Source organism: Ferrigenium straubiae (genome assembly GCF_051257895.1).
Taxonomy (GTDB): domain Bacteria; phylum Pseudomonadota; class Gammaproteobacteria; order Burkholderiales; family Gallionellaceae; genus Gallionella; species Gallionella straubiae.
Genome location: NZ_CP194331.1, coordinates 121629 through 143068, shown reverse-complemented (window position 1 = coordinate 143068; position 21440 = coordinate 121629). Strand labels below are relative to the sequence as shown.

Sequence of the window (21440 nt, the reverse complement as noted above, 5' to 3'; positions counted from 1 at the left end):
CAAAGCTTCCGGATTTCAAAAATCAAAGGGGAACAACCTGCCAGGCGCCGTCGCGCAGCACCAGTTCGCGGTCGCATTGCAGTTCGCGGCGCAACGCGGGATTGCCGAGCAGATCCACCACCACCGTTTCTCCCGCCGCACGCAGCTGCGCAACCCTGTCGCGCAGGGCGGCATCGTCGAGATGCGGTGCGCAGATGCCCAGTTGCGCCGCCTCGGACGGCAGCAACTGGTATAACTGGCGCAGGTCCATGCTGAAGCCGGTCGCGGCGCGGGCGCGCCCGAAGCTCCGGCCGAGGTCGTCGTAGCGCCCGCCCAGGGCGATCGCATCGTGGCTTCCGGCGTGGTAGGCGGCAAACACCATGCCGCTGTGGTAGTGATAGCCGCGCAGGTCGGCGAGATCGATGCCGACGCTGGACGCCAGGGGCTGCAGCTTCTTCGACACCGTTTCCAGCTCGTCCAGCGCGGCATGGATTCCGGGATAGGCCGGAAGCTCCCGGCGCGCCCGCGCCAGCACCTCGGCGCAGCCGCCATACAGCATCGGCAACGCCAGCAGGGCATTGCGCAAGGTTTTCTCGAGCGGCTGCACCAGCGACTGCAGGGCCGCGCTGTCCTTGCCCTGCAATGCCGCAAACAGTTCGTTTTCCAGCTCCTTGCCGAGCCCGGCATGGCTTGCCAGCGCACGGAATACGCCGACATGGCCGAGATCGAGGTGTATGCCCCCGATGCCCAGCAGGGCCAGCGATTGCAGCATCAGCTGCTGGATTTCCAGGTCGCTTTCCAGCCCGCCGTGCCCGTATATTTCGGCGCCGATCTGCAGCAGTTCGCGGGTGCGCGTCAGCCCGGCCGGCTGGGTGTGCAGCACGCTGCCCGCATAGCACAGGCGCACTACCCCTTCGCGGTTGAGCAGATGGGCATCGATACGCGCAACTTGCGGCGTAATGTCGGCACGCAGCGCCAAGGTGCGGCCGCTCAACTGGTCGACCAGCTTGAAGGTGCGCAAATCCACGTCGCGGCTGTCGTCGATCAGCAGCGATTCGGTATATTCCAGCAAGGGCGGTGCGACCAGTTGATAGCCCGATCTGCGCAGCAGGTCCAGGAACTGCGCGCGCATCCACTCCACACGCCACGCCTCGTCGGGCAGCATGTCCTGTATGTATTCCGGAAGCAGCCAGTTTTGCATTACGGCACTTTCATTTAACCCAGTACAACAGCATCAGTCCCGAAAGCATCGAGACGATGCCGGCGAAACGCAGCTGCCCATTCGTCAGCGCAATCATCTTGCGGAAGGTCTCGCGCCACAGGTCGGGAAACGTGAATGGCAGCAGACCTTCGATTACCAGCATCATCGCAATACCGAGCAGCCAGTATTCCAGCACTACTTGCCGCCCTTGCCGGAGCTCTTCAGATACTTGAAGAATGCCGAGCTCGGATCCAGCACCATCACGTCACTCTTGTTCTTGAAGCTTTGCCGGTAGGCTTCCAGGCTGCGGTAGAACGAATAAAACTCCGGATTACGGCCGAACGCGGCGGCATACACGGAGGCCGCCTTGGCATCGCCCTCGCCCTTGGTTTTCTGCGCCGTGCGGTAGGCTTCTGCCAAGATGATCTCACGCTGCTTGTCGGCATCGGCCTTGATTTTCTCGCCTTCCGCCGCGCCGGAAGCGCGTAGTTCGTTAGCCACGCGCTTGCGCTCCGCATCCATGCGGCGATACACCGACTCGCTGATCTCGATCGGGAAGTCGACGCGCTTCAGGCGCACGTCCAGCACCTGCACGCCAATCTTGCGCGCATCGCTATCGGTTTTTTCGCGCAGCACCGTCATGATTTTTTCGCGCTCACCGGATACGACCTCGTGAATGGTGCGCTTGCCGAATTCCTCGCGCATGCTGGAATTCACCGTCTGCAGTAGGCGCGTCCTGGCGCGTACTTCGTCGCCTCCCACGCTGACGTAATACTGTTTCACGTCCACGATGCGCCACTTGACGAAGGAATCCACCAGCACGTTCTTCTTCTCCGCGGTGATGAAGCGCTCCGGCTCCACGGTGTCCAGGGTGAGGATGCGCGAGTCGAAATAGCGCACGTTCTGCATCAGCGGCACCTTGAAGTAAAGCCCAGGTTCAGTCTTGATGCTGACCGCTTCGCCCAACTGGAACACAATCGCGTCCTGGCGCTGATCCACCACGAACACGCTCATTCCCAGCAGAACCAGCGCGGCAACCGCGCCGATCAACACGTTGCCCATATTTTTGTTCATTTAGCGTGCCTCCCTGTCGCGGCTGAGCAACGAATCCCGTGCGCGTTGCGCCGCGGTGTTATCGTTGGATTGCGTAGTGGCGGGAGCGGGAGCGGTCAGTGCCTCCGCTACTCCACCGGCGGTGCGCGTGCTTTCCACCAGCTTGTCCAGCGGCAAATACAGCAGGCTGTTGCCGTTCTTCTGGTCGACCATCACCTTGCTGATATTGCCCATCACCTGCTGCATCATGTCCAGATACATGCGCTCCCGCGTTACGCTGGGCGCCTTTTCGTATTCGACGAGAATCTGCTTGAAGCGGCTGGCATCACCCTCGGCATTGGCAATCACGCTCTGCTTGTAGCCTTCCGACTCCTGGATCAGGCGCGCCGCCGTACCGCGCGCGCGCGGCACCACGTCATTCGCGTAAGCCTGCCCTTCGTTTTTCTGCCGCTCACGATCCTGACCGGCCTTGACCGCGTCGTCAAAGGCGGCCTGCACCTGCTCGGGCGGCTGCGCATTCTGCATGGTCAGCTTGCTGATCTGGATGCCGGACTTGTAACGATCGAGGATATCCTGCATCAGCTTGGTCGCCGCGGCAGCCACCTGCTCGCGGCCTTCATAGAGCACGAAGTCCATCTTGCTCTTGCCGACCACTTCGCGGATGGCGGTTTCCGCCGCCTGGCGCACGTTTTCGTCCGGCATGCGGTTGTTGAACAGGTAGTCGGCCGGATCGCTCAGGAAGTACTGCACCGCAAACTGGATGTCGATGATATTCTCGTCGTCGGTCAGCATCAGCGACTCTTTCAGCATCTTGTTTTTGACGTTATCGCGATAGCCGACTTCCACGGTCCGGACCTGGCTCAGGTTGACGATTTCCACCGTTTCGACCGGGAACGGCAAATGCCAGCGCGGGCCCGGCTGGGTCGTCTCGACCAACTTGCCGAAGCGCAGCACTATGCCGCGCTGGCTGGCATCGACGATATAAAAGCCGCTGCCCAGCCAGATCAGCGCGGCAATCGCGACGATCAGGCCGATGCCTCCGCCGAATCCCTTTGGCGATTCATTGCCACCGGACTTGCCTTCTCCGCCCTTGCCGCCCATCATGGATGCAACTCTCTCGTTGAGCTTGCGCAGCAATTCTTCCAGGTCGGGCGGGCCGCCGCTGTTCTTTTTACCCCATTGCGGATCGTTCAATCCCATAATTTGCACTCACTGTGTGGTTGATTTAGTTGCTTCTGCAGCCTGACGCGCGGCCTTGGCCTCAGCCAAGGCAAGCCGCAAACCATCCAGCCCAGCGCCGCTCCTGGCGCTCAGGAAAACGCGGGCGATTCTACCATAATCGTCACGCTGCACGCTCGGCGGAAGGTCCTGCAAGTCGATTTTATTGAGCACCAGAACCTGCGGAATATCCGCCGCGCCTATCTCCGCGAGCACCTTGTTCACCTCGGCAATCTGATCATCGCGGATGGCGTTATTGGCATCCACCACATGCAGCAACAGATCGGCCTGTATAGTCTCTTCCAGCGTGCTACGGAATGCCGCAACCAGCGAATGGGGCAAATGGCGGATAAAACCGACGGTATCCGACACCACAATCTCGCCCGTCCCCTCAGTATGCATGCGGCGCGAGGTAGTATCCAGCGTGGCGAACAGCTGGTCGGCTACATAGACATCGGCGCGGGTCAGTCTGTTGAACAGCGTGGATTTGCCCGCATTGGTGTAACCGACGATGGATACCGAAAGCACATCGGCGCGGCTGCGTGCACGGCGCTGTACGACACGCTGGTGCTTGAGCTTCTCCAGGCGCTCTTTCAGCAGATGGACGCGTTTGTCCAGCTTGCGCCGATCCAGCTCCAGCTTGGTTTCGCCGGGACCGCGCGCGCCCACGGCATGTTTCTGCTGCCCCATGCCCTGATTCATGCCGACCAGGCGTGTGGCGAGATATTTGAGCTGCGCCAGCTCGACCTGAACCTTGCCTTCATGGCTTTGCGCGCGTTGCGCAAAAATATCCAGGATCAGCATGGTACGGTCGATGACGCGCGTATTCAGCCGGTTGGTCAGGTTGCGCATCTGCGCGGGGGAAAGGTCATGATTGAAGATGACGAGCGGAACTTCCATGCGCTCGACGAGTTCGGCGATTTCCTGCACCTTACCGCTACCCGCAAACAGCGCCGCATCGGGGTGCTGCCGCCTCCCCTTGATGACAGCCAGCGTGCGCACTCCGGCCGTTTCGGCCAGCAGGCCCAGTTCCGCCAGGCTCTCGCTGTAGTCGTTCTCGCCGAAATCGATGCTGACCAGGACTGCGGCCTCGGCCCCCGCGGAGTCTTGCTGCATTACTCGGCGGAGTCGTCGTAGGAAATGTTGACCGCGCGTGCCGGAACGATGGTGGAAATGGCGTGCTTGTAAACCATCTGCGTAAGGGTGTTTTTCAGCAACACCACATACTGGTCGAATGATTCGACCTGGCCTTGCAGCTTGATGCCGTTCACTAGGTAAATTGCGACCTGCACATGCTCCTTGCGCAGCGCATTGAGAAACGGGTCTTGAAGCTGTTGTCCTTTTGCACTCATATTATTGCTCTTATCAGTTAGGAACGGGATGGCACTTTACTGGATTCCGGCGCAACTGTGAACAGGTTTGTCCAAAAGTCGGCAAAACACCCCGTTTTTAACAGGGTGGCCGGCGATACCGCGATAGTGGTGGGCGCATTGTGGAGCGACGCTATAGAACTGCCGGCAGAAAACCTTGCGCAGCTTTATGGCGGCGGGTTTGATTCCCAATTTTCGAACAGGCGTTGCGGTTGGAGCGCCCCCTCCGACCCTTCGAGACGCAAGTCTATTACACGGAATTCCCCGGCGTCACTGTCGTATTGCATCAGCGTTCCGTTTTCCATGTCGAAATACCAGCCATGCAGCGCCAATGTACCATCGTTCACGCGCCGACTGACCCACGGGTAGGACATCAGGTTTTCCAGCGACTTGAGGATGGACGCCTGCTCGCAGGCACGCGTCTGGATTTCCCGCGATCTTCCCGGCAGCTCCTTCAACACCTGTTGCCGGGCATCGGCGGCGATTCCGAGCCATTTTGCGATGAGTTGTTCCTCGTCGAACGTAGGGGTCTTGTCTTCCATCAGCGCACGGATACCGCCGCATTTGGCGTGCCCCATGACGATCACATGCTCCACCGCCAGGTTGCATATCGCAAACGCAATGGCGGAAGTGGTTCCGGCATAGGAAGTCGCCTGGATATATGGCGGGACGAGGTTGGCGACATTGCGTACCACAAACATGTCGCCCGGCTCGCTGTCGGTCAGCACCCCGGGGTCGCAGCGAGAATCACAACAGGCCACCATCAGTGCCCGCGGGCGCTGCCCTTCTCTGAACAACCGGTCGAAAAGTTCAGGATTCCGGTCGAAGTAATGATGCTGAAAGCGCCTGAAGCCCTTCAGAAATATGTTTACGTCACGCATATTGCAGTTGTTGTCATTGATGAATGATGCTCATGAACCGGCGAGTCGCAGCACGAATCGCAACGTGGATCACCATCATGGCAGGGGGCGCTGCCCTTCCGTATAAATGAACGATCGGGCAGCGCGAAGGCTAAGTGACAACGGTGGTGCCAGCAACCTATTAATAATCTGCCGGCTTGCCGAGGTCGTACCTGTTGATTTCCTGATACTTCACCTTCTTGGAGCGCACGATCTGGTATGCGCGAGCCAGGTAACCGAACGGCATGCTCCAGATATGCACCAGACGGGTGAACGGGAAGATCAGGAACACCGTCATGCCGGCCAATACGTGCAGCTTGAAGATGGTGTCAACGCCTTCCAGGTATTGCGGGCTTGGATAGAGATAGACAATACTCTGGATCCATTCCGCCATGGCCGTCACCACGCGGGGGTCACCGTGGCCGGCGTGGCCGATGGATACCGGAATGGTCAGCAGGCCGAGAATCAGCGTAAGCATCACCCAAGTCAGGACAAACTTGTCCGCCCAGCGGCTGGTCAGCGAAATGCGCGGATTGCCGAAGCGCCGGAACCACAGGATAACGCCCCCAAACAGGGCACAAAGGCCGAAGATGGTGCCTGCGGTGATAGCCACATATTGGTGCGACATGTCATCCATAAGCACCTGGAACACGGCATGCGGTGTCAACAATCCCACGAAGTGGCCGCCGAAAATGGCGATCACACCAAAGTGGAAGAAGTTGCTAGCCAGACGCATATTGGGTTTGGAAAGCAATTGCGTGGAATCTGCCTTCCAACCGTATTGCTCGCGGTCGAAGCGCAGCCAGCTGCCAATCCAGAACACCGTAAGGCAGACATACGGATACACGCCGAACAGCAAATTGTTTAGAGTAAAAACTGAATCATGCATTTCATTCTCCTTAGGTTAAAGCAGTCAGACGAGTCAGCGTAGCCCGGCTCTCGATCATGGAAATCAGCGGAGCATAAGGGCTTTCGGCCTTGGCCAGATTTCCGGCCAGAATATTCAGCACCTTGTGGACATCGGACAGGAATACCGTCGCTTCATTGCTGTCCAGGTAAGAGGTGAATTCCAGGAGCAGCGGCAGATAGTCCGGCAACTCGTTGGTCACCGTCTTTACGCCGTAGTCCTTGAACATCTCTCCCAGGTCGATCAGCGCAGGGCCGCGGTTCCTGTCGTCATCATCGCCAAACAAATGGTGTGTCAGGTGCAGGCTGTGCTCTGCAGTCCTGTCAAAAGTGTTCACATAGTTCACCTGCGCTTCTGTCAGCGGCATGCTCCCCAGGTAATCGAGAAATTTCCGCAAGACTGCCCGTTCCCCATCATCGATGCTTGTACTTTGATCAACGATAGAGCGGATTTCCGGCAGGTTGTCGATCAACTCCTCTTCCGGATATTCCAGCAGCGCCGATAGGATTTTATAAGTTTGCATGATTTCTCCTTAACGGTCGCCCGCGAGCGGCGCTTTTTCCCTGGGTTCCATCGACTCCAGACGGCGCCGCGGGAACAGCGTGACCTTGCTGATACCGGTCGAGGAAGTGTTGCCGAAGCTGAACCCGTTCTGACCCTGGAAGCCGTGGGCATCGTCCAGGCGCTCCTCTTCGTGGCCGGTGGGGATGACGAAGCGGTCTTCGTAGTTGGCAATCGCGAGGTAACGGTACATATCCTGCGCGATCTCCTCGGTGATGCCTGCAGCCTCGAGGGCAGCCGTATTGACCACACCTTCCACGCGTTTCATGCGCTGGTAGCTGCGCATCGCAATCATGCGATTCAGGGCGCTCACGATCGGCGCTTCCTTGCCCGCAGTCATCAGGTTGGCCAGGTACTTGACCGGCACGCGCAACTCGCTGGCCAGCGGGATCACGCCATCCGCACCGGTTTTCAGCTTGCCCTGTTCGATTGCGGTCTGCACCGGAGACAGCGGCGGCACATACCACACCATCGGCAACGTACGGAATTCCGGATGCAGCGGGAAGGCGATCTTCCAGTCAATCGCCATCTTGTAGATCGGCGATTTCTGTGCGGCTACGATCCAGTCCTTGCTGATGCCTTCTGCCTGAGCGGCGGCAATCACTGCAGGATCGTTGGGGTTGAGGAATATCTTGCACTGCGCTTCATACAGATCTTGCGGGTTCTGCGTGCTGGCCAGTTCCGAGATACGGTCGGCGTCATAGAGGATGATGCCGTTGTAGCGGATACGCCCGACGCAGGATTCGGAGCAGATCGTCGGCATGCCGGATTCGACGCGCGGGTAGCAGGCGATGCATTTTTCGGCCTTGCCGGATTCCCAGTTGTAGTACACCTTCTTGTACGGGCATGAGCTCATGCAGAAACGCCAGCCGCGGCACTTGTCCTGGTCGGCGAGCACGATGCCGTCTTCTTCACGCTTGTAGAGCGAACCGGAAGGGCAGGAAGCCACGCACGCGGGATTCAGGCAGTGGTTGCAGATGCGCGGCAAATAGGTATGGAAGGTCTGCTCGAACTGGCCATAAATCTCCCGTCCGACACCATCCATGTTCTTGTCCACACTGCGGTCTTCCCATGCGCCGGCCATGATGTCTTCCCAGTTCGGCCCCCAGTTGATCTTCTCGATGGGCTGACCGGTGATCTGCGAGAGCGGGCGGGCGGTAGGCGTCGCCTCGGACAGCGGCGCGTTCTGCAGGCGCGCGTAGTTGTAGGTGAACGGCTCGTAATAATCGTCAATCTGCGGCAGATCCGGGTTGGAGAAGATGTTCAGCAGCCGCGATGCGCGCCCGCCAGACCTCAGTTCCAACTTGCCGTTGACCAGCGTCCAGCCGCCCCGCCACTTTTCCTGGTTCTCCCAATCCTTGGGGTAACCGATGCCGGGTTTGGATTCGACGTTGTTGAACCAGACATATTCCACGCCCTTGCGGTTGGTCCACGTGTTTTTGCACGTTACCGAACAGGTGTGGCAACCGATACACTTGTCCAGGCTAAAAATGAATGCGAATTGTGCACGTACTTTCATGAGTTTCTCCTAATTTATCCTAATTCACGTGACGATCAGCGCTTGCCGACTCCGGGTGGGTTGCGATGCGCTTCCCGTTCCGGGGTAAGCGGACGCTCCAGCCAGTCGATGTCCTGATCCTCCACCTTGCGCAGGATGATCTCGGTATCGCGGTTGCATCCCACCGTACCGTAGTAATTGAAGCCGTAGGCCAGTTGCACATAACCGCCGACCATGTTGGTCGGTTTCATGATGACCCGCGTCAGCGCATTGTGGGTACCGGCACGTTTGTTGGTGGTAACCGATCCCGGCACGTTCACGTTCTTCTCCTGGGAGTGGTGCATCACCGACGCACCGCGCGGGATACGCTGCGAAATCACCGCACGGCACATGCTGGCGCCGTTGCTGTTGACCAGCTCCACCCAATCGTTGTCCTTGATCCCGACCTGCTGCGCATCCAGTTCAGAGATCCAGATATGAGGACCGCCGCGGAACAGCGTCAACATACGCAGGGTATCCTGATAGCTCGAGTGGATACCCCACTTGCCATGCGGCGTGATGAACCTGAGCTTGAGATGCGGCTTTTGCAGGATGTTAGCCGGCACGTTCTTGAACGACTTCAAGTCTTGCGGCGGACGGTACACACAGAAAGTCTCGCCGAAGTCCTGGAACCACTCGTGATCCTGGTAGAAGTGAGCCCGGCCGGTCAGGGTGCGGAACGGGATGTGCTCATGAATATTGGTGTAACCCGCGGTATACGACACATGCTCGGACTCGATCCCCGACCAGGTTGGCGCGGTAATGATCTTGCGCGGCTGTACCTGGATATCACGGAACGTGATCTTGTCCTCCTCGCGTGAGGCATACAGGTGATGATGGTCGATGCCGGTCTTCTTCGACAAGGCGGACCACGACTTGTGCGCCACCGGACCGCAGGTTTCCGGCGCCATGCGCATCACCGCATCGCACACGGAAATATCTTCCTCAAGGGAGGGCATACCGTAGGAGACGCCCGGCACTCTCACCGTGTAATTGCACAGCTTAAGCTCCTCGTATTCCGCTTCGGTGTTCCAGTCGATGCCCTTGACGTTGTTGCCCAGCTTGACCATCAATGGGCCGATCGCGATGTACTTGTTGTAGATGCTGCCATAGTCGCGCTCCACCAGCTTGATGAACGGCATGGTCTTGCCCGGGATCGGCTCACATTCACCCTTGTGCCAATCTTTCACCTGGCCAAACGGCTGTGCCAACTCGGCCGCCGAGTCGTGCTGCATCGGCCAGATGACCGCATCCTTGCGTGTACCAAGATGCTTCGCGGCCAAGCCAGAGAAGACCCTGGCAAGCTCCTTGAAAATCTGCCAGTCGGACTTGGAATCCCAGCCCGGCGACACGGCTTCCGACAGCGGATGGATAAAGGGGTGCATGTCGGTGGTGTTGAGGTCGTTTTTCTCGTACCAGGTTGCGGTCGGCAAAACGATATCGGAGTAGGCACCGGTGGAGTTGAGGCGGAAGTTGATGTCCACAAACAGATCCAGCTTGCCTGCGGGACCCTCGTCACGCCACTTGACCAGCTTGTTGTCGTTTCCGTCCCCGCCCTCCTGCAGCACGTTGTTTTGCGCGCCCAGCAGGTGCTTGAGGAAGTATTGCTGCCCCTTGCCCGAAGTACCGATCAAATTACCGCGCCACACGAAAATATTGCGCGGCCAGTTGATATCCGCATCCGGGTCGGCAAAAGAGATATCCATTGCACCCGACTTGAGTTTTCCGGCAACGTAATTGGCAACCCCAGCTTCGTCGGTAGCGCCGGCCTTGGCGGCTTCATCCGCTAGGTCGAGCGAGTTGGCGTTCCATTGCGGGAAGCCAGGCAACCAGCCCATACGAACTGCTGCAACGTTGTAGTCGGCGATCGAGTAACCCTCTTTCGCGTTCTTGTTCCTGCCGGCAGGCGACGTGATGTCTTCCGCCTTCACGGTTTCGTAGCGCCACTGGTCGGTATGGAAATACCAGTAGGAGGTCGAATTCATCTGGCGCGGCGGACGCTGCCAGTCGAGTGCGAAGGCAATCGGCGCCCAACCTGCTTGCGGACGCAGTTTTTCCTGGCCCACATAGTGTGCCCAGCCGCCACCGGATTGGCCCACGCAACCGCAAATGTGCAGAAGGTTCATAACGCCCCGGTACGTCATGTCGTTGTGATACCAGTGGTTAATTGCCGCGCCCATGATCACCATCGATTTGCCGTGGGTTTGCGAGGCATTCTTCGCGAACTCGCGACCGGTGCGCTCAATATCCATAGCCTTGATGCCGGTAACCTTGGATGCCCATGCTGGCGTGTAAGCCACGTTGGCGTCGTTGTAGTCCTTGGCGACATTGCCGCCGCCCAAGCCGCGGTCGATACCGTATTGCGCAACCTGCAGGTCGAACACGGAGGTGACCAATACTTCTTCGCCGCTGGCCAGCTTCAGCTTGCGCGCCGGCACATTGCGGAACAGCAGGCTGTCTTCGCCATGCGCGAAGTGCGGGAAGCCCACCGAAACCACCGCATCCTTGCTGTTGATGCAGGTCAGTTCGGCCATAATTTCCTGCTGGCTGGCGCCATTCTTCGGCAGCAAATTCCACTTACCTTCCTCGCCCCAGCGGAAACCGATTGATCCGTTAGGCGCAACAAAGGTCTTGGACTTTTCGTCATAAACGATGGTTTTCCATTCCGGATTGTTGGATTCGCCCAGATTGCCCGCAAAATCGGAGGCACGCAGGCAACGGTCGGATACATAAGCGTCGCCTTCCTTGCGCAGCATCACCTGGATCGGCATATCGGTGTACTTGCGGTTATATTCCTGGAAGTACGGATCCTGTTTGTCTACCAGGAATTCTTTCAGCGCCACATGCCCAAACGCCAGGAAGGCAGCTGAATCGGTACCCGGATTGACCGGCATCCACAGATCGGAAAGCTTGACGTGTTCGCCATAGTCAGGGCTCATCGCGATGATCTTGGTGCCGTTATAACGCGCCTCGACAGCGAAGTGAGCATCCGGCGTACGCGTGGTCGGCAAGCTGGAACCGGTGACGATGATGTAGGAGGAGTTGTACCAATCCGCCGATTCCGGCACGTCGGTCTGTTCGCCCCAGGTTTGTGGGGAAGCCGCCGGCAAGTCGCAGTACCAGTCGTAGAACGAGCCGCATACGCCGCCGATCAGGGACAGGTAACGCGCACCGGATGCGTAAGAAATTTGCGACATGGCCGGGATCGGCGAGAAGCCAAAAATCCGGTCCGGACCCCATTTCTTGATCGTGTAAATGTTGGCGGCGGCGATGATTTCGTTGACCTCATCCCATTTGGCGCGCACAAATCCGCCGAGGCCGCGCACGTGAACGTATTGCTTGCGCTTGTTCGGGTCAGCCTGGATTGCTGCCCAAGCGTCTACAGGATCCTTGCCGCTCTTACGCTCGGCACGATACAGGTCGAGCAGGCGGCCACGGACCAGCGGGTGCTTGATGCGATGGGGGCTGTACAGATACCAGGAGAAAGAAGCTCCGCGCTGACAGCCGCGCGGTTCATGGTTGGGCAAATCCTCGCGGGTGCGCGGATAGTCGGTTTGCTGCACCTCGTATGAGACCAATCCGTTCTTGACAAAAATCTTCCAGGAGCAACCGCCGGTACAGTTCACACCGTGCGTGGAACGCACGATCTTGTCGTGCTGCCAGCGGGTGCGATAGGCCTGTTCCCACTGGCGATCCTCGTTGGTGACGATGCCGTGACCATTGGAGAAAGTCTCCTTGATTTTTTCAAAAAACTTCAATCGATCGAGAAAGTGACTCATGTTTTTCTTGCTCCTGTGTAAAAATTTTTATTCAAACTTCCCGGTCCGGTTTTTTACCCTCAAGCCGTAACCAGCCATCATTTGCGGGTCGGACGCAATGCAGCCGACCCACCCTGCCTAAAGCCCTTTACGGGTTCTTGATCTCAGAGCCGCTACGCAAGTAGAACCACCAGTTCAAAATCAGGCACAAAGCGTAGAACACTGCGAATCCATACATGGCGTTTTCCGGCGTGCCGGCCTTGATCTGTCCGCCGATCACCACTGGTGCGATGAACGCGCCATAGGCAGCTGCAGCGGAAGTCCAGCCGAGTACTGGGCCTGCCTGCTGCCGGTCAAAGATCACGCCCACAGTGCGGAACGTGGAGCCGTTCCCTGTGCCGCTCGCCGCAAACAATATGACGAACAAAACCATGAAGATCATGAAATATTCTTCCGGAGTCGCCGACTTGTAGGCCAGCATCATCACGTAACCCGTTGCGGCGGAGGCCACTACCATCACCGCCGAGATGATCTGCGTAACGATGGAGCCACCGACCTTGTCGGAAATCCAGCCGCCCACCGGGCGGATCAGCGCACCGATGAACGGACCGATCCAGGCATAGGTCAATGCAGAAGGAGCGTTGGGATTCTTCAGGGTATGCGTCATCAGGCCGGTTGCCGGGTCAACCACATGCTGCACCCCGAAGATCACCGTGATGGACAGCGGAAGGGCCATCGAAAAGCCGATGAACGAACCGAAGGTGAGCAGGTAGAGCACGGTCAATGACCAGGTATGCTTGTTGCCGAAGATGGCAAACTGCTTGTTGATGCCGGCCTTCATCTCGCCGAACGCCGCGAGTTTCATCACCATCAGCATGGTGATCATGATCAGCGGCAAGGCCACCCACATATTAAGTACGCCAAGGCCAGTCGGTGCCGGAAGGTACAGATAGAGGCCAACAACACCAACGACGCAGGTCAGCCCCCACAGGTACAGTATCTTGGCAAAACCAGCCAGCGTGCCGCCATAGTTGGGGGACAACGGCAGCAGGTTGTTCATGCCGAAGAAACCGAGGAACGCCAGCGGAATCAGTGCCAACATCCAGACGAAACCGGCATTCTGAATATAGGTTGCGGTACCGGCAGTGATCTTGCCCATGATCCAGCCGGAATCCTTCAGCAGCGCCATCGAGTCGCCCGCCATCGCGCCGAAAATGCCGGCGGTCATCACCAGCGGAATCAGGATCTGCATGGTGGTCACGCCGAAATTTCCCAGCCCGGCATTGAGCCCCAGGGCGGTACCCTGCAAGCGCTTGGGATAGAAGCCGCTGATGTTGGACATCGAGCAGGCGAAGTTACCGCCACCGATGCCGGACAGGAACGCCAGCATCTGGAACACCCACAGCGGGGTGGTCTTATCCTGCAGCGCGATACCCGCTCCGATGGCCGGGATCATCAGCAGCGCGGTGGTCAGGAAGACCGTGTTGCGCCCGCCGCTGAGACGAATGAAGAACGATGCCGGGATGCGGAAGGTCGCGCCCATCAACCCCGAAATCGCGGTCAGCGTGAACATCTCGGCCGGCGTAAAGGGAAAGCCGAGGTTGATCATCTGCACTGTGATGATGCCCCACATCAACCATATCGCGAAACCCAGCAGAAGGCTGGGGATCGAAATCCACAGGTTGCGGCTGGCGATCTTCTTGCCTTTCGATTCCCAGAAGGCGTTGTCTTCCGGGTTCCAATCGGCAATGTCGGCGGAGCTGTAGCTGGTCGAGCCTTCCATGCTCACCGCGCCAACCGAGCCGCGTTGTTCTTTCTTGTTTATCATGACTCAAATTCTCCTTTTATTGAAATTTGATACCCGGTTATTCAAGTGAATCTGCCAATCTTTTTCTCTTGCCCGCAGCCTTGTCCAGCGTCCGCACTTCGGTCCAGTACATCCACATAAGGGAGACCCACACGATGCCGAACATCAGCATGAACGACGAAGAGCGGATGCCCGTCAGATCCACCAGCGCGCCGAACATGATTGGCAGCAGAAACCCGCCCATACCGCCAGCCAGCCCCACCACGCCGGAAATCACACCGATGTTGTGCGGATAGTCGTCGGAGATATATTTGAAGACCGATGCCTTGCCGATCGCGAAGGCGATACCCAGGGTAAACATGATGATGGTGAACACCGTCGCGCTGAGGCCTACATAAAAAGTCGTAGGGCCATTCACGGTCTTGATGGTGAACTCGGCGTTCGGGAAGGACAGAAAGAACAGGCAGACCAGCGACACCAGCATCACCCACCAGGTGATGGTATGCGCCCCGAAGCGGTCGGAAAAATAGCCGCCCAATGCGCGCAACACCCCACCCGGTATGCTGAATGCGGCAGCCAGAAAGGCTGCCGTCTTGAGGTCGAACCCGTATTCATTGATGTAGTACTTGGTCATCCACAGCGCCAATGCCACGTACCCGCCAAACACGATGGAATAATACTGGCTGTACTTCCATACCGTGGGGTCCTTGAGCGCCGCAAGCTGTTCGCGGATCGACACGCTCTTACCCGCTACGTGGGACGCATCGGTATAGGTGAAGAACCAGAACAGAATCGCGGTGCCCAGCATCAGCGCCGCATAAACCTGCGGCACCATCGTCCAGCCGTACGCAACCACGATGGCCGGCGCCACCAGCTTGGTCACCGCCGCACCGGTATTTCCCGCACCGAAAATGCCCATAGCCAGGCCTTGCTGGCTCTTCGGGAACCAGCGCGCGCAGTAGGCGATACCCACCGTGAACGAGCCGCCAGCCACGCCGACGAACAGGCCGGTAACCAGGTAGTGCCAATATTCCGTGCCGAGGGAGATGAGATAAATCGGGATAACGGTAGAGAGCATGATCACGAAGAACACCATACGCCCGCCGAACTTGTCGGTCAGCATGCCGAGCGGCAGGCGGATCAGTGATCCGGTGAGCACCGGCATGGCGATCAGCAAGCCAAACTGGGTCTCGTTGAGACCCAGCGTCTGCTTGATCGGAATACCGATCACCGCAAACATCATCCAGATCATGAAACACACCGTGAACGCCAGCGTGCTCATTATTACCACCGACCACGCCTTGTATTTTTGCGATGCCATGGCGACCCCCCCTTTGCTTTTACTTATGGCATCAGGATAGGCTTGCATGGATAGCGTGCCCATTCTTCCGAAGTACAGAGGCCCGCAGGAAAAAGAACTAAGCGAATCGAAAAAAAGAACTACTCCAACGGTAAAAAGAACTAGTTCTTTCGGGTAGTCGAGGGAGGTAGATCAAGTCACCTTACTGGCGGATTTCGTCTGCCTCGAGGCCGGATGCCATAGGCAGGCCACCGTTAGTGGCCTGCTGATTAAAAAAGAAAAAAACCGGCAGGGACTGACCGGCGATCACAGGGAGGGCGGGGAACCGGCTAGATGAGGCCGTGCGCTACCGCATAGACGGCAGCCTGCACGCGTTTGGCGATATTGAGCTTGCGCAGGATGCCCTGCACGTGAATCTTGATGGTGGATTCAGACAGATTGAGTACGCGGGCAATTTCCTTGTTGCTGGCGCCGTGGGCGAGCATGACGATGATTTCCCGTTCGCGCGGGGAAAGTTTGCTTGGGCTGACGTCCGCTGCCGCAGCGTTCTCCTTCGGCGGGGCGCGCAGGGAGTCCGCCAGCTTGTGGGCGATTTGCGGCGACATCACGGATTCACCTTGTGCCGCCCGCCGGATGTATTCCAGCAGGAACTCGGTATCGATATTCTTCAGCAGGTAGCCGCGCGCCCCGGCGCGCAGGGTTTCCAGCAGATCTTCGGCATCTTCCGAAACGGTCAGCATGACAACCTGCGTTTCCGGCACATCTTCCGCCAGTACGCGCAACGCTTCCAGTCCGCTGGTGCCGGGCATGTGCAGGTCGAGCAGCACCACATCGGGCTTGAGTTGTTTAGCGCGCTTGATGCCTTCCAGCCCGTCGCCGGCTTCACCGACCACTTCGAATCCCTCGTGCCGCTGCAATACCAGCTTGATGCCGCTGCGAAACAAGGTGTGATCGTCAACGATCAGAATGCGTATCGGTTTCATGCTATCGAGTCTCTCCTGTGCGGCAGGACAAGACGCACCCGCGTGCCCTGTCCGGGTTTCGATTCCAGCGCCAACTCGGCGCCAATGCGGTGCGCCCGTTCGCGCATGATGCTCAGCCCCACATGGGTATCGCCGGCATCGTGCGCGGCATCGAAGCCAATGCCGTTGTCATTGATGCAGAGCGAGCATTCTCCGTCACAGACAAGCTCCACGTCAACGCGGTTCGCCTTGGCGTGCTTGCGCACATTGGAAAGCGATTCCTGAACGATGTGCATGGCCTGAAGCACGTGTTCCGGCGGCAGATCCGGCACTGTCCCGCGATGCGAAAAACTGGCGTGTATACCGGTCTGTCCTTCGAATTTCTCCAGCGCACTGCGCACGGCGGTTTCCAGGTCGGCATTGCCGACCCGCGTGCGGAAATGCACCAGCAGCTCGCGCACATCGTCGTAGCTTTCCTGCACACCCTCGCGTATTTGTTCCAGGCCCTGCAAGGCAGTGCTTATCTGCCCCTCCTGCAGGTCGTTGCGCAACAGTTGTATCTGGATGTTCAGGAAGGCGAGCGACTGGGCGATGCTGTCGTGCAGCTCCTGCGCGAGCAGGTTGCGCTCCTCCGATACCGCCATTTCCTTCTCGCGCGCGACGAGCCGCTGATTTTCGATGGCGACGCCGAGATGCTGCCCCACCGATTCCAGCAGCCGTATTTCCGACGGCGGCAGGATACGCGGCGTTTCGAAAAACAGATTGAGCATGCCCATGACCCGCTGCTTGGAGCGGATCGGGACAGCCACCATCGCCTGGAACCCGTCCCGTTTGCATGCGTGCAACAGCAGCGGTTGTGTCGGAAAGGAAAAATCGGAGCTGATGGCAATGCCGTCACGCGCAACCGTGCCGCACAGGCAATCACCGACGGCAAGACAGGTTTCCTCGGCCAGGAAGGATTTCGAAACGCCGCGCGAGGCGACAATCTGCAGTTGCTCCCCCTTTGGGTCGACCAGACGCACCACGCCGTCGCGCGCACCGATCAGGGTAGCCAGCTTATCCAACACAATGCCGCACAGGGGTTCCGTTGCGGTCGAGGAATTCAGGAATGCAGCCACATCGTAGAGTGCGGTGAGCTCGCGATTCTTCACCTCTAAGCTGCGGGATTTCTCTTCTACCCGCTGCTCCAGCGTGGCATAAAGATCCTGCAACTGGTCGGCCATCTGGTTGAACCCCTCGGCCAGCTCGCCGAATTCATCCCGCTTGGCAACCTTCAGGCGCACGCCGAAATCCGCCTTACCCATGCGCTGCAACCCTTCCCGCAGGCGGTTGACGGGGCGCACCACCATCAGCGAAAACAGGTTCATCAGCAACACCGTGCCGATAAACGCCAGACTCACCAGACCGATCTGGAAAGTGCGCAGCAGCGTGGTGGCACGGGCATTGCTGGTTTCCACCATCGCAACCAGGTCGTTCACGTTGCCGACAAAACTTTCCACGACATACCGGTATTCCGCCAGCATTCTCTCCTGCTCCGCCCGTTGCGAGGTATCGAGTATGCGCTGGATACGCGGCTTGATTTCGCCCTCCCAAGCCTGGTGCAACTTGCTCATCTGAGCGCGCACCTCCTTGTCCTTGGGCAGCGAAAGCGGCCGCCGCGGGTCGCCGCGGTCAAGGTCGGACAGGATTTTTTCGAACTGCACAACCTTCGCCTCGATTTCGTGGCGCAGTTCGACGGAGGGTTGCTGCACCTGCTGGCCGAGGAGGAAAGCGATGTGATAGGAGCGCATGCGCTCGCTGCCGGCGTCGTTGATCGCCGCGGCGCCGCCCTCGAGCCGCCAGGAAACATACAGCGTCGAACTGATGGCAACCAGGGCAACGAGGAAGTAGAACACCAGCAGGCCGGTGATTTTCTCCTGGAGTTTCAGTACTGCGACCATCTGCCCCTTGCCGATCATGAAGTGAATTACCGCAGCCCGGTTATAAACTCTGATGCAGCGCGATAGCTGTCTGGCGCGGCAAATTGAGCCGGTTCAGTCTGGCGCAGGACTGGAAATCATCGCCATTCCCGGGCGGTGTTTTCCGTTCTGCGGAGATTGCGGAACGGCACTATGATGCGACCAAGATGCCTTTTATGCAAGCAAGGGATTTTCCCTCACCGGCATATTCCGATGTATCGGTGGAAGCGCTATCCGGCTTTTCCATCCGCCCGCGGCCGCCAGTAGAACGGCAGATAGCGCAACGTCCACGGCACAAAACACATCAGCCAGGCCGAAGCCGCGGCCAGATACAGCCAATGCATGGCTTGCACGGGAAGCATGTCGGCCAATACGCGCAACAAGGCGGCAAGCTGTATGCCGGCAAACATCAGCTTGACCCCTGTGTCCGCCTGCATCGGCAGGCCGGAATGCCCGAGCGTGACGCGCGTCCCCATGCCGATCAGCAGCGTTGCAAAACAGCCGATGGTCAGCGCGTGCAGCGGCGCGAGCCCCCAGATGAAGGTTGCGCCGTGGCTGATGAATAACGCAAAACTTTGCAAGGTGGACAGCAGCATGGCGATGCCCAGCCAGGCAAAACCGATGTGCAGCACACCGAGCATCGGAATGCGCAGGCTGCTGCGCAGCCCCCAGACATAGGTCAGATGGAAAACCGCAACCGCCAGCGGTGCGTCGCATAGCCACAGCCAGGCGTCTGCCTCGGCAAGCTTCAACAGGCCGTGCATCGCACTGGCCGCGAGGATGGTCCACCATGCCCAGTAGGGGCGCGCCACGAGCCGATTCGGCAATGCGGTACTGGTGAAGAAGGGGATCATGCGGTGCCCGACGCTGGCAAAGACCGGCAGCAGGAATAGCCACAGCCCGCCGTGTATGGCGAGATGCAGCCAGGCCGCATTGTCGCTCCACAGCCAGACCAGATAGGCGGCGAGGCCGCACCAGCCCATGCTCAGCGCGATGAAAATAATCTGCGGGTGCCGCTTGTCCGGGTGCTGCGTATCGAGCAATACGCGCAATAGCGCATACAACGCCACTCCCCAACCGGCAAGTGTGGCAACAGCGGCGGCAATCAACACGGGGCGGCCACCCGGCAATCCCGCATAAAAACCCGCACTTCCCAGCATCAGCAGCACAAAGGCCGGCACATAACGCCGCGCCGGAATTTCCTTGCCGTTCATCCAGCGTGGATAGGTGGTCATCAGGAAGCCGAAAATAAAAAATGGAAACAGACCGTAGATCATCAGGTAGCCATGTATGGCGACGGGGGCAACAGGCCAGACCATGGGTTGGGCGGCTATGCTATAGCGTGTCGCCATTTCCAGGAACAGCCACAACATCACGGCGATCGATTGCAGCGCGCCCCCCAGGAACATGACGCGGTGGGGCGCGGCGGTAAAGGCATGCCAGTGTTTTGAAATAGCCATGATCTGTTTGGAATATGCGGGACGAAAAGTGGACGCAGCCCTATCCGGCAAGCCGAGAAGGCTCTTACGCCAGCGGATAGGGCAGCTGCAGGAATTGCAATGCTTCGCCCTGCAGGGATTTCCAATGCAGCGTTTGCGATTCGTGGCTGGAGGTCTGCACCACGGCCAGCACATCGTAACCGCCGCCCGGTGCGGGTGCGGCATTGGCAATCATGCCGCTGGCCTGCCCTTCCATGTCTGCGCTGAACAATTCATCGCCCGGTTGGGGCGCTGCGCCGCCGTCGAGATGTGCGAGGTACATGCGCCGCTTCGCCTTGCCGAGGTATTGCATGCGCGCCACGATTTCCTGGCCGGGGTAGCAACCCTTCTTGAAATTCACGCCGCCGATGAGTTCAAAATTCGCCATCTGCGGCACGAATTGTTCCTGTGTCTGCGGCAGGATGATGGGAATACCGGAACGGATGTTGAGCCAGTCCCAGCATGTGCTGCCGGCCGGTTGCGCATCCTGGCCGAGTGCCAGCCAGAGCGCCGACGCATGTTGCACGGTGGTGCTGATCTGAAAGCGCGTGTCGCCGAATTTCAGCACACCCGCTTGCCCGGTATAGGCAACGCCGAACGGCTGTTGCGGTAACTCGCCGAATTGCCTGCTCAGGATTTCCTGTGCATTTTCACCCGACAGGCCCAGCGTAACGATCTCATCGCTTGCATCGGAGATTTTCACCTTGGCACGCAGCACGTACATGCTGAGTTTCTTGCGCATAGGTTCGCACATGACGCGCGGCAGTTGCAGCAGATAGTCGTCGCCGCTGTGCCAGATCAGCATGCTCGCCACCATGCGCCCCTTCGGGGTGTTCAGGCTGCTGAGTTGTGCGCGGCCGGCATCGACTTCGCGGATGTCGTTGCTCAGCATGTTCTGCAGGAAAGTTTGCGCATCCTCGCCGGAAGCGCGCAGCGTGCCGAATTGGCCGAGGTCGCACAAAACGGTGTTCTGTTCCGCCGTGCGCAACTCGGCTGCGAGGTTGCCAAAGTGCTGCACCATACCTGCGTCAATGGTTGCGCCTTGCTGGGTAAGGAATAGTTGCCAGTCTGGATTCATAATGTAGCGGTACAAGACACGCCGTCCCGGCAGTTATCCGGACGGCGCAGTTGATCGGAATATACTGAACTTCAGGCGAAGGTGTTGACGCGTCCGCCTTTGTTTTCACCTTCCATGAACTGGATACCGGGAGGCTCCGCAACTTCCTGTGGCCTGGTTTCGGCGCGCTCGGTATTGTTGTTCTGATTTTCGGCACGGCTCATCTGCTGCGCTTTGTCGGACAGTTTCACTACCGCGGAATCCTGCTGCTTCTCCGGCTGCCTGTCATTTTTCGGTGCTGGCGGTTGCGGGCTGTTGATTATCGCGCTGACGGAAGTTGCAAGAGCATTACTGACGTCCATGATTTTTTCTCCGGTAAACTTATGGCGCTAACC

18 protein-coding genes are annotated in these 21440 nt (G+C 58.6%); all 18 read right to left on the bottom strand.

What is annotated here, in order from left to right; translation table 11 throughout:
* Nucleotides 1–22: 22 nt before the first annotated feature.
* The 18 genes from ACRRNM_RS00700 to ACRRNM_RS00615 all read right to left on the bottom strand — a co-directional run bounded on the left by ACRRNM_RS00700 (nt 23) and on the right by ACRRNM_RS00615 (nt 21407).
* Complete coding sequence (locus ACRRNM_RS00700) at nt 23–1180, bottom strand: ATP phosphoribosyltransferase regulatory subunit (protein WP_435626328.1); 1158 nt, start codon at nt 1178–1180, stop codon at nt 23–25.
* Nucleotides 1181–1190: 10 nt separating this feature from the next.
* Nucleotides 1191–1376, bottom strand: a complete 186-nt coding sequence (locus ACRRNM_RS00695; RefSeq protein WP_435626327.1) for a DUF2065 domain-containing protein — start codon at nt 1374–1376, stop codon at nt 1191–1193.
* Nucleotides 1376–2254: a protease modulator HflC gene (hflC, locus tag ACRRNM_RS00690; RefSeq protein ID WP_435626326.1), complete on the bottom strand. Its 879-nt coding sequence runs from the start codon at nt 2252–2254 to the stop codon at nt 1376–1378. Before hflC ends, ACRRNM_RS00695 begins: the two co-directional genes overlap by 1 nt.
* Entirely contained in the window at nt 2255–3433 is a 1179-nt protein-coding gene (hflK, locus tag ACRRNM_RS00685) for an FtsH protease activity modulator HflK (protein WP_435626325.1), read from the bottom strand. It lies immediately after the preceding gene.
* Nucleotides 3434–3442: 9 nt separating this feature from the next.
* The gene (gene hflX / locus ACRRNM_RS00680) at nt 3443–4567 is read right to left on the bottom strand and encodes a GTPase HflX (protein WP_435626324.1); all 1125 of its coding nucleotides are present in this window, start codon (nt 4565–4567) and stop codon (nt 3443–3445) included.
* Entirely contained in the window at nt 4567–4803 is a 237-nt protein-coding gene (hfq, locus tag ACRRNM_RS00675) for an RNA chaperone Hfq (RefSeq protein WP_435626323.1), read from the bottom strand. The genes hflX and hfq overlap by 1 nt, the downstream gene beginning before the upstream one ends.
* A 185-nt stretch (nt 4804–4988) precedes the next feature.
* Nucleotides 4989–5702: a carbonic anhydrase gene (locus tag ACRRNM_RS00670; RefSeq protein ID WP_435626322.1), complete on the bottom strand. Its 714-nt coding sequence runs from the start codon at nt 5700–5702 to the stop codon at nt 4989–4991.
* 160 nt (nt 5703–5862) lie between these two features.
* Nucleotides 5863–6609, bottom strand: coding sequence for a respiratory nitrate reductase subunit gamma (gene narI, locus ACRRNM_RS00665; protein ID WP_435626321.1), 747 nt, complete (start codon nt 6607–6609; stop codon nt 5863–5865).
* A 10-nt stretch (nt 6610–6619) separates the two neighbouring features.
* Complete coding sequence (narJ, locus tag ACRRNM_RS00660; protein WP_435626320.1) at nt 6620–7150, bottom strand: nitrate reductase molybdenum cofactor assembly chaperone; 531 nt, start codon at nt 7148–7150, stop codon at nt 6620–6622.
* 9 nt (nt 7151–7159) lie between these two features.
* The gene (narH, locus tag ACRRNM_RS00655; protein ID WP_435626319.1) at nt 7160–8707 is read right to left on the bottom strand and encodes a nitrate reductase subunit beta; all 1548 of its coding nucleotides are present in this window, start codon (nt 8705–8707) and stop codon (nt 7160–7162) included.
* Between the two features lie 35 nt (nt 8708–8742).
* Nucleotides 8743–12504, bottom strand: coding sequence for a nitrate reductase subunit alpha (locus ACRRNM_RS00650; protein WP_435626318.1), 3762 nt, complete (start codon nt 12502–12504; stop codon nt 8743–8745).
* A gap of 127 nt (nt 12505–12631) precedes the next feature.
* Nucleotides 12632–14266 carry an antiporter gene (locus ACRRNM_RS00645; protein WP_435628619.1) on the bottom strand — a complete coding sequence of 545 codons (1635 nt, stop codon included), beginning with the start codon at nt 14264–14266 and terminating at the stop codon, nt 12632–12634.
* An 82-nt stretch (nt 14267–14348) separates the two neighbouring features.
* A complete protein-coding gene (locus tag ACRRNM_RS00640; protein WP_435626317.1) occupies nt 14349–15611 on the bottom strand; it encodes an MFS transporter in 1263 nt (420 codons plus the stop codon).
* Between the two features lie 308 nt (nt 15612–15919).
* Nucleotides 15920–16573: a response regulator gene (locus ACRRNM_RS00635; RefSeq protein ID WP_435626316.1), complete on the bottom strand. Its 654-nt coding sequence runs from the start codon at nt 16571–16573 to the stop codon at nt 15920–15922.
* A complete protein-coding gene (locus ACRRNM_RS00630; RefSeq protein WP_435626315.1) occupies nt 16570–18510 on the bottom strand; it encodes a type IV pili methyl-accepting chemotaxis transducer N-terminal domain-containing protein in 1941 nt (646 codons plus the stop codon). The genes ACRRNM_RS00635 and ACRRNM_RS00630 overlap by 4 nt, the downstream gene beginning before the upstream one ends.
* A 230-nt stretch (nt 18511–18740) precedes the next feature.
* On the bottom strand, nt 18741–19970 hold the full coding sequence (locus ACRRNM_RS00625; RefSeq protein ID WP_435626314.1) for an NnrS family protein: 1230 nt from the start codon (nt 19968–19970) through the stop codon (nt 18741–18743).
* A 64-nt stretch (nt 19971–20034) separates the two neighbouring features.
* Complete coding sequence (gene ygfZ, locus ACRRNM_RS00620; RefSeq protein WP_435626313.1) at nt 20035–21066, bottom strand: CAF17-like 4Fe-4S cluster assembly/insertion protein YgfZ; 1032 nt, start codon at nt 21064–21066, stop codon at nt 20035–20037.
* A gap of 71 nt (nt 21067–21137) precedes the next feature.
* A complete protein-coding gene (locus ACRRNM_RS00615; protein ID WP_435626312.1) occupies nt 21138–21407 on the bottom strand; it encodes a hypothetical protein in 270 nt (89 codons plus the stop codon).
* Nucleotides 21408–21440 lie beyond the last annotated feature (33 nt).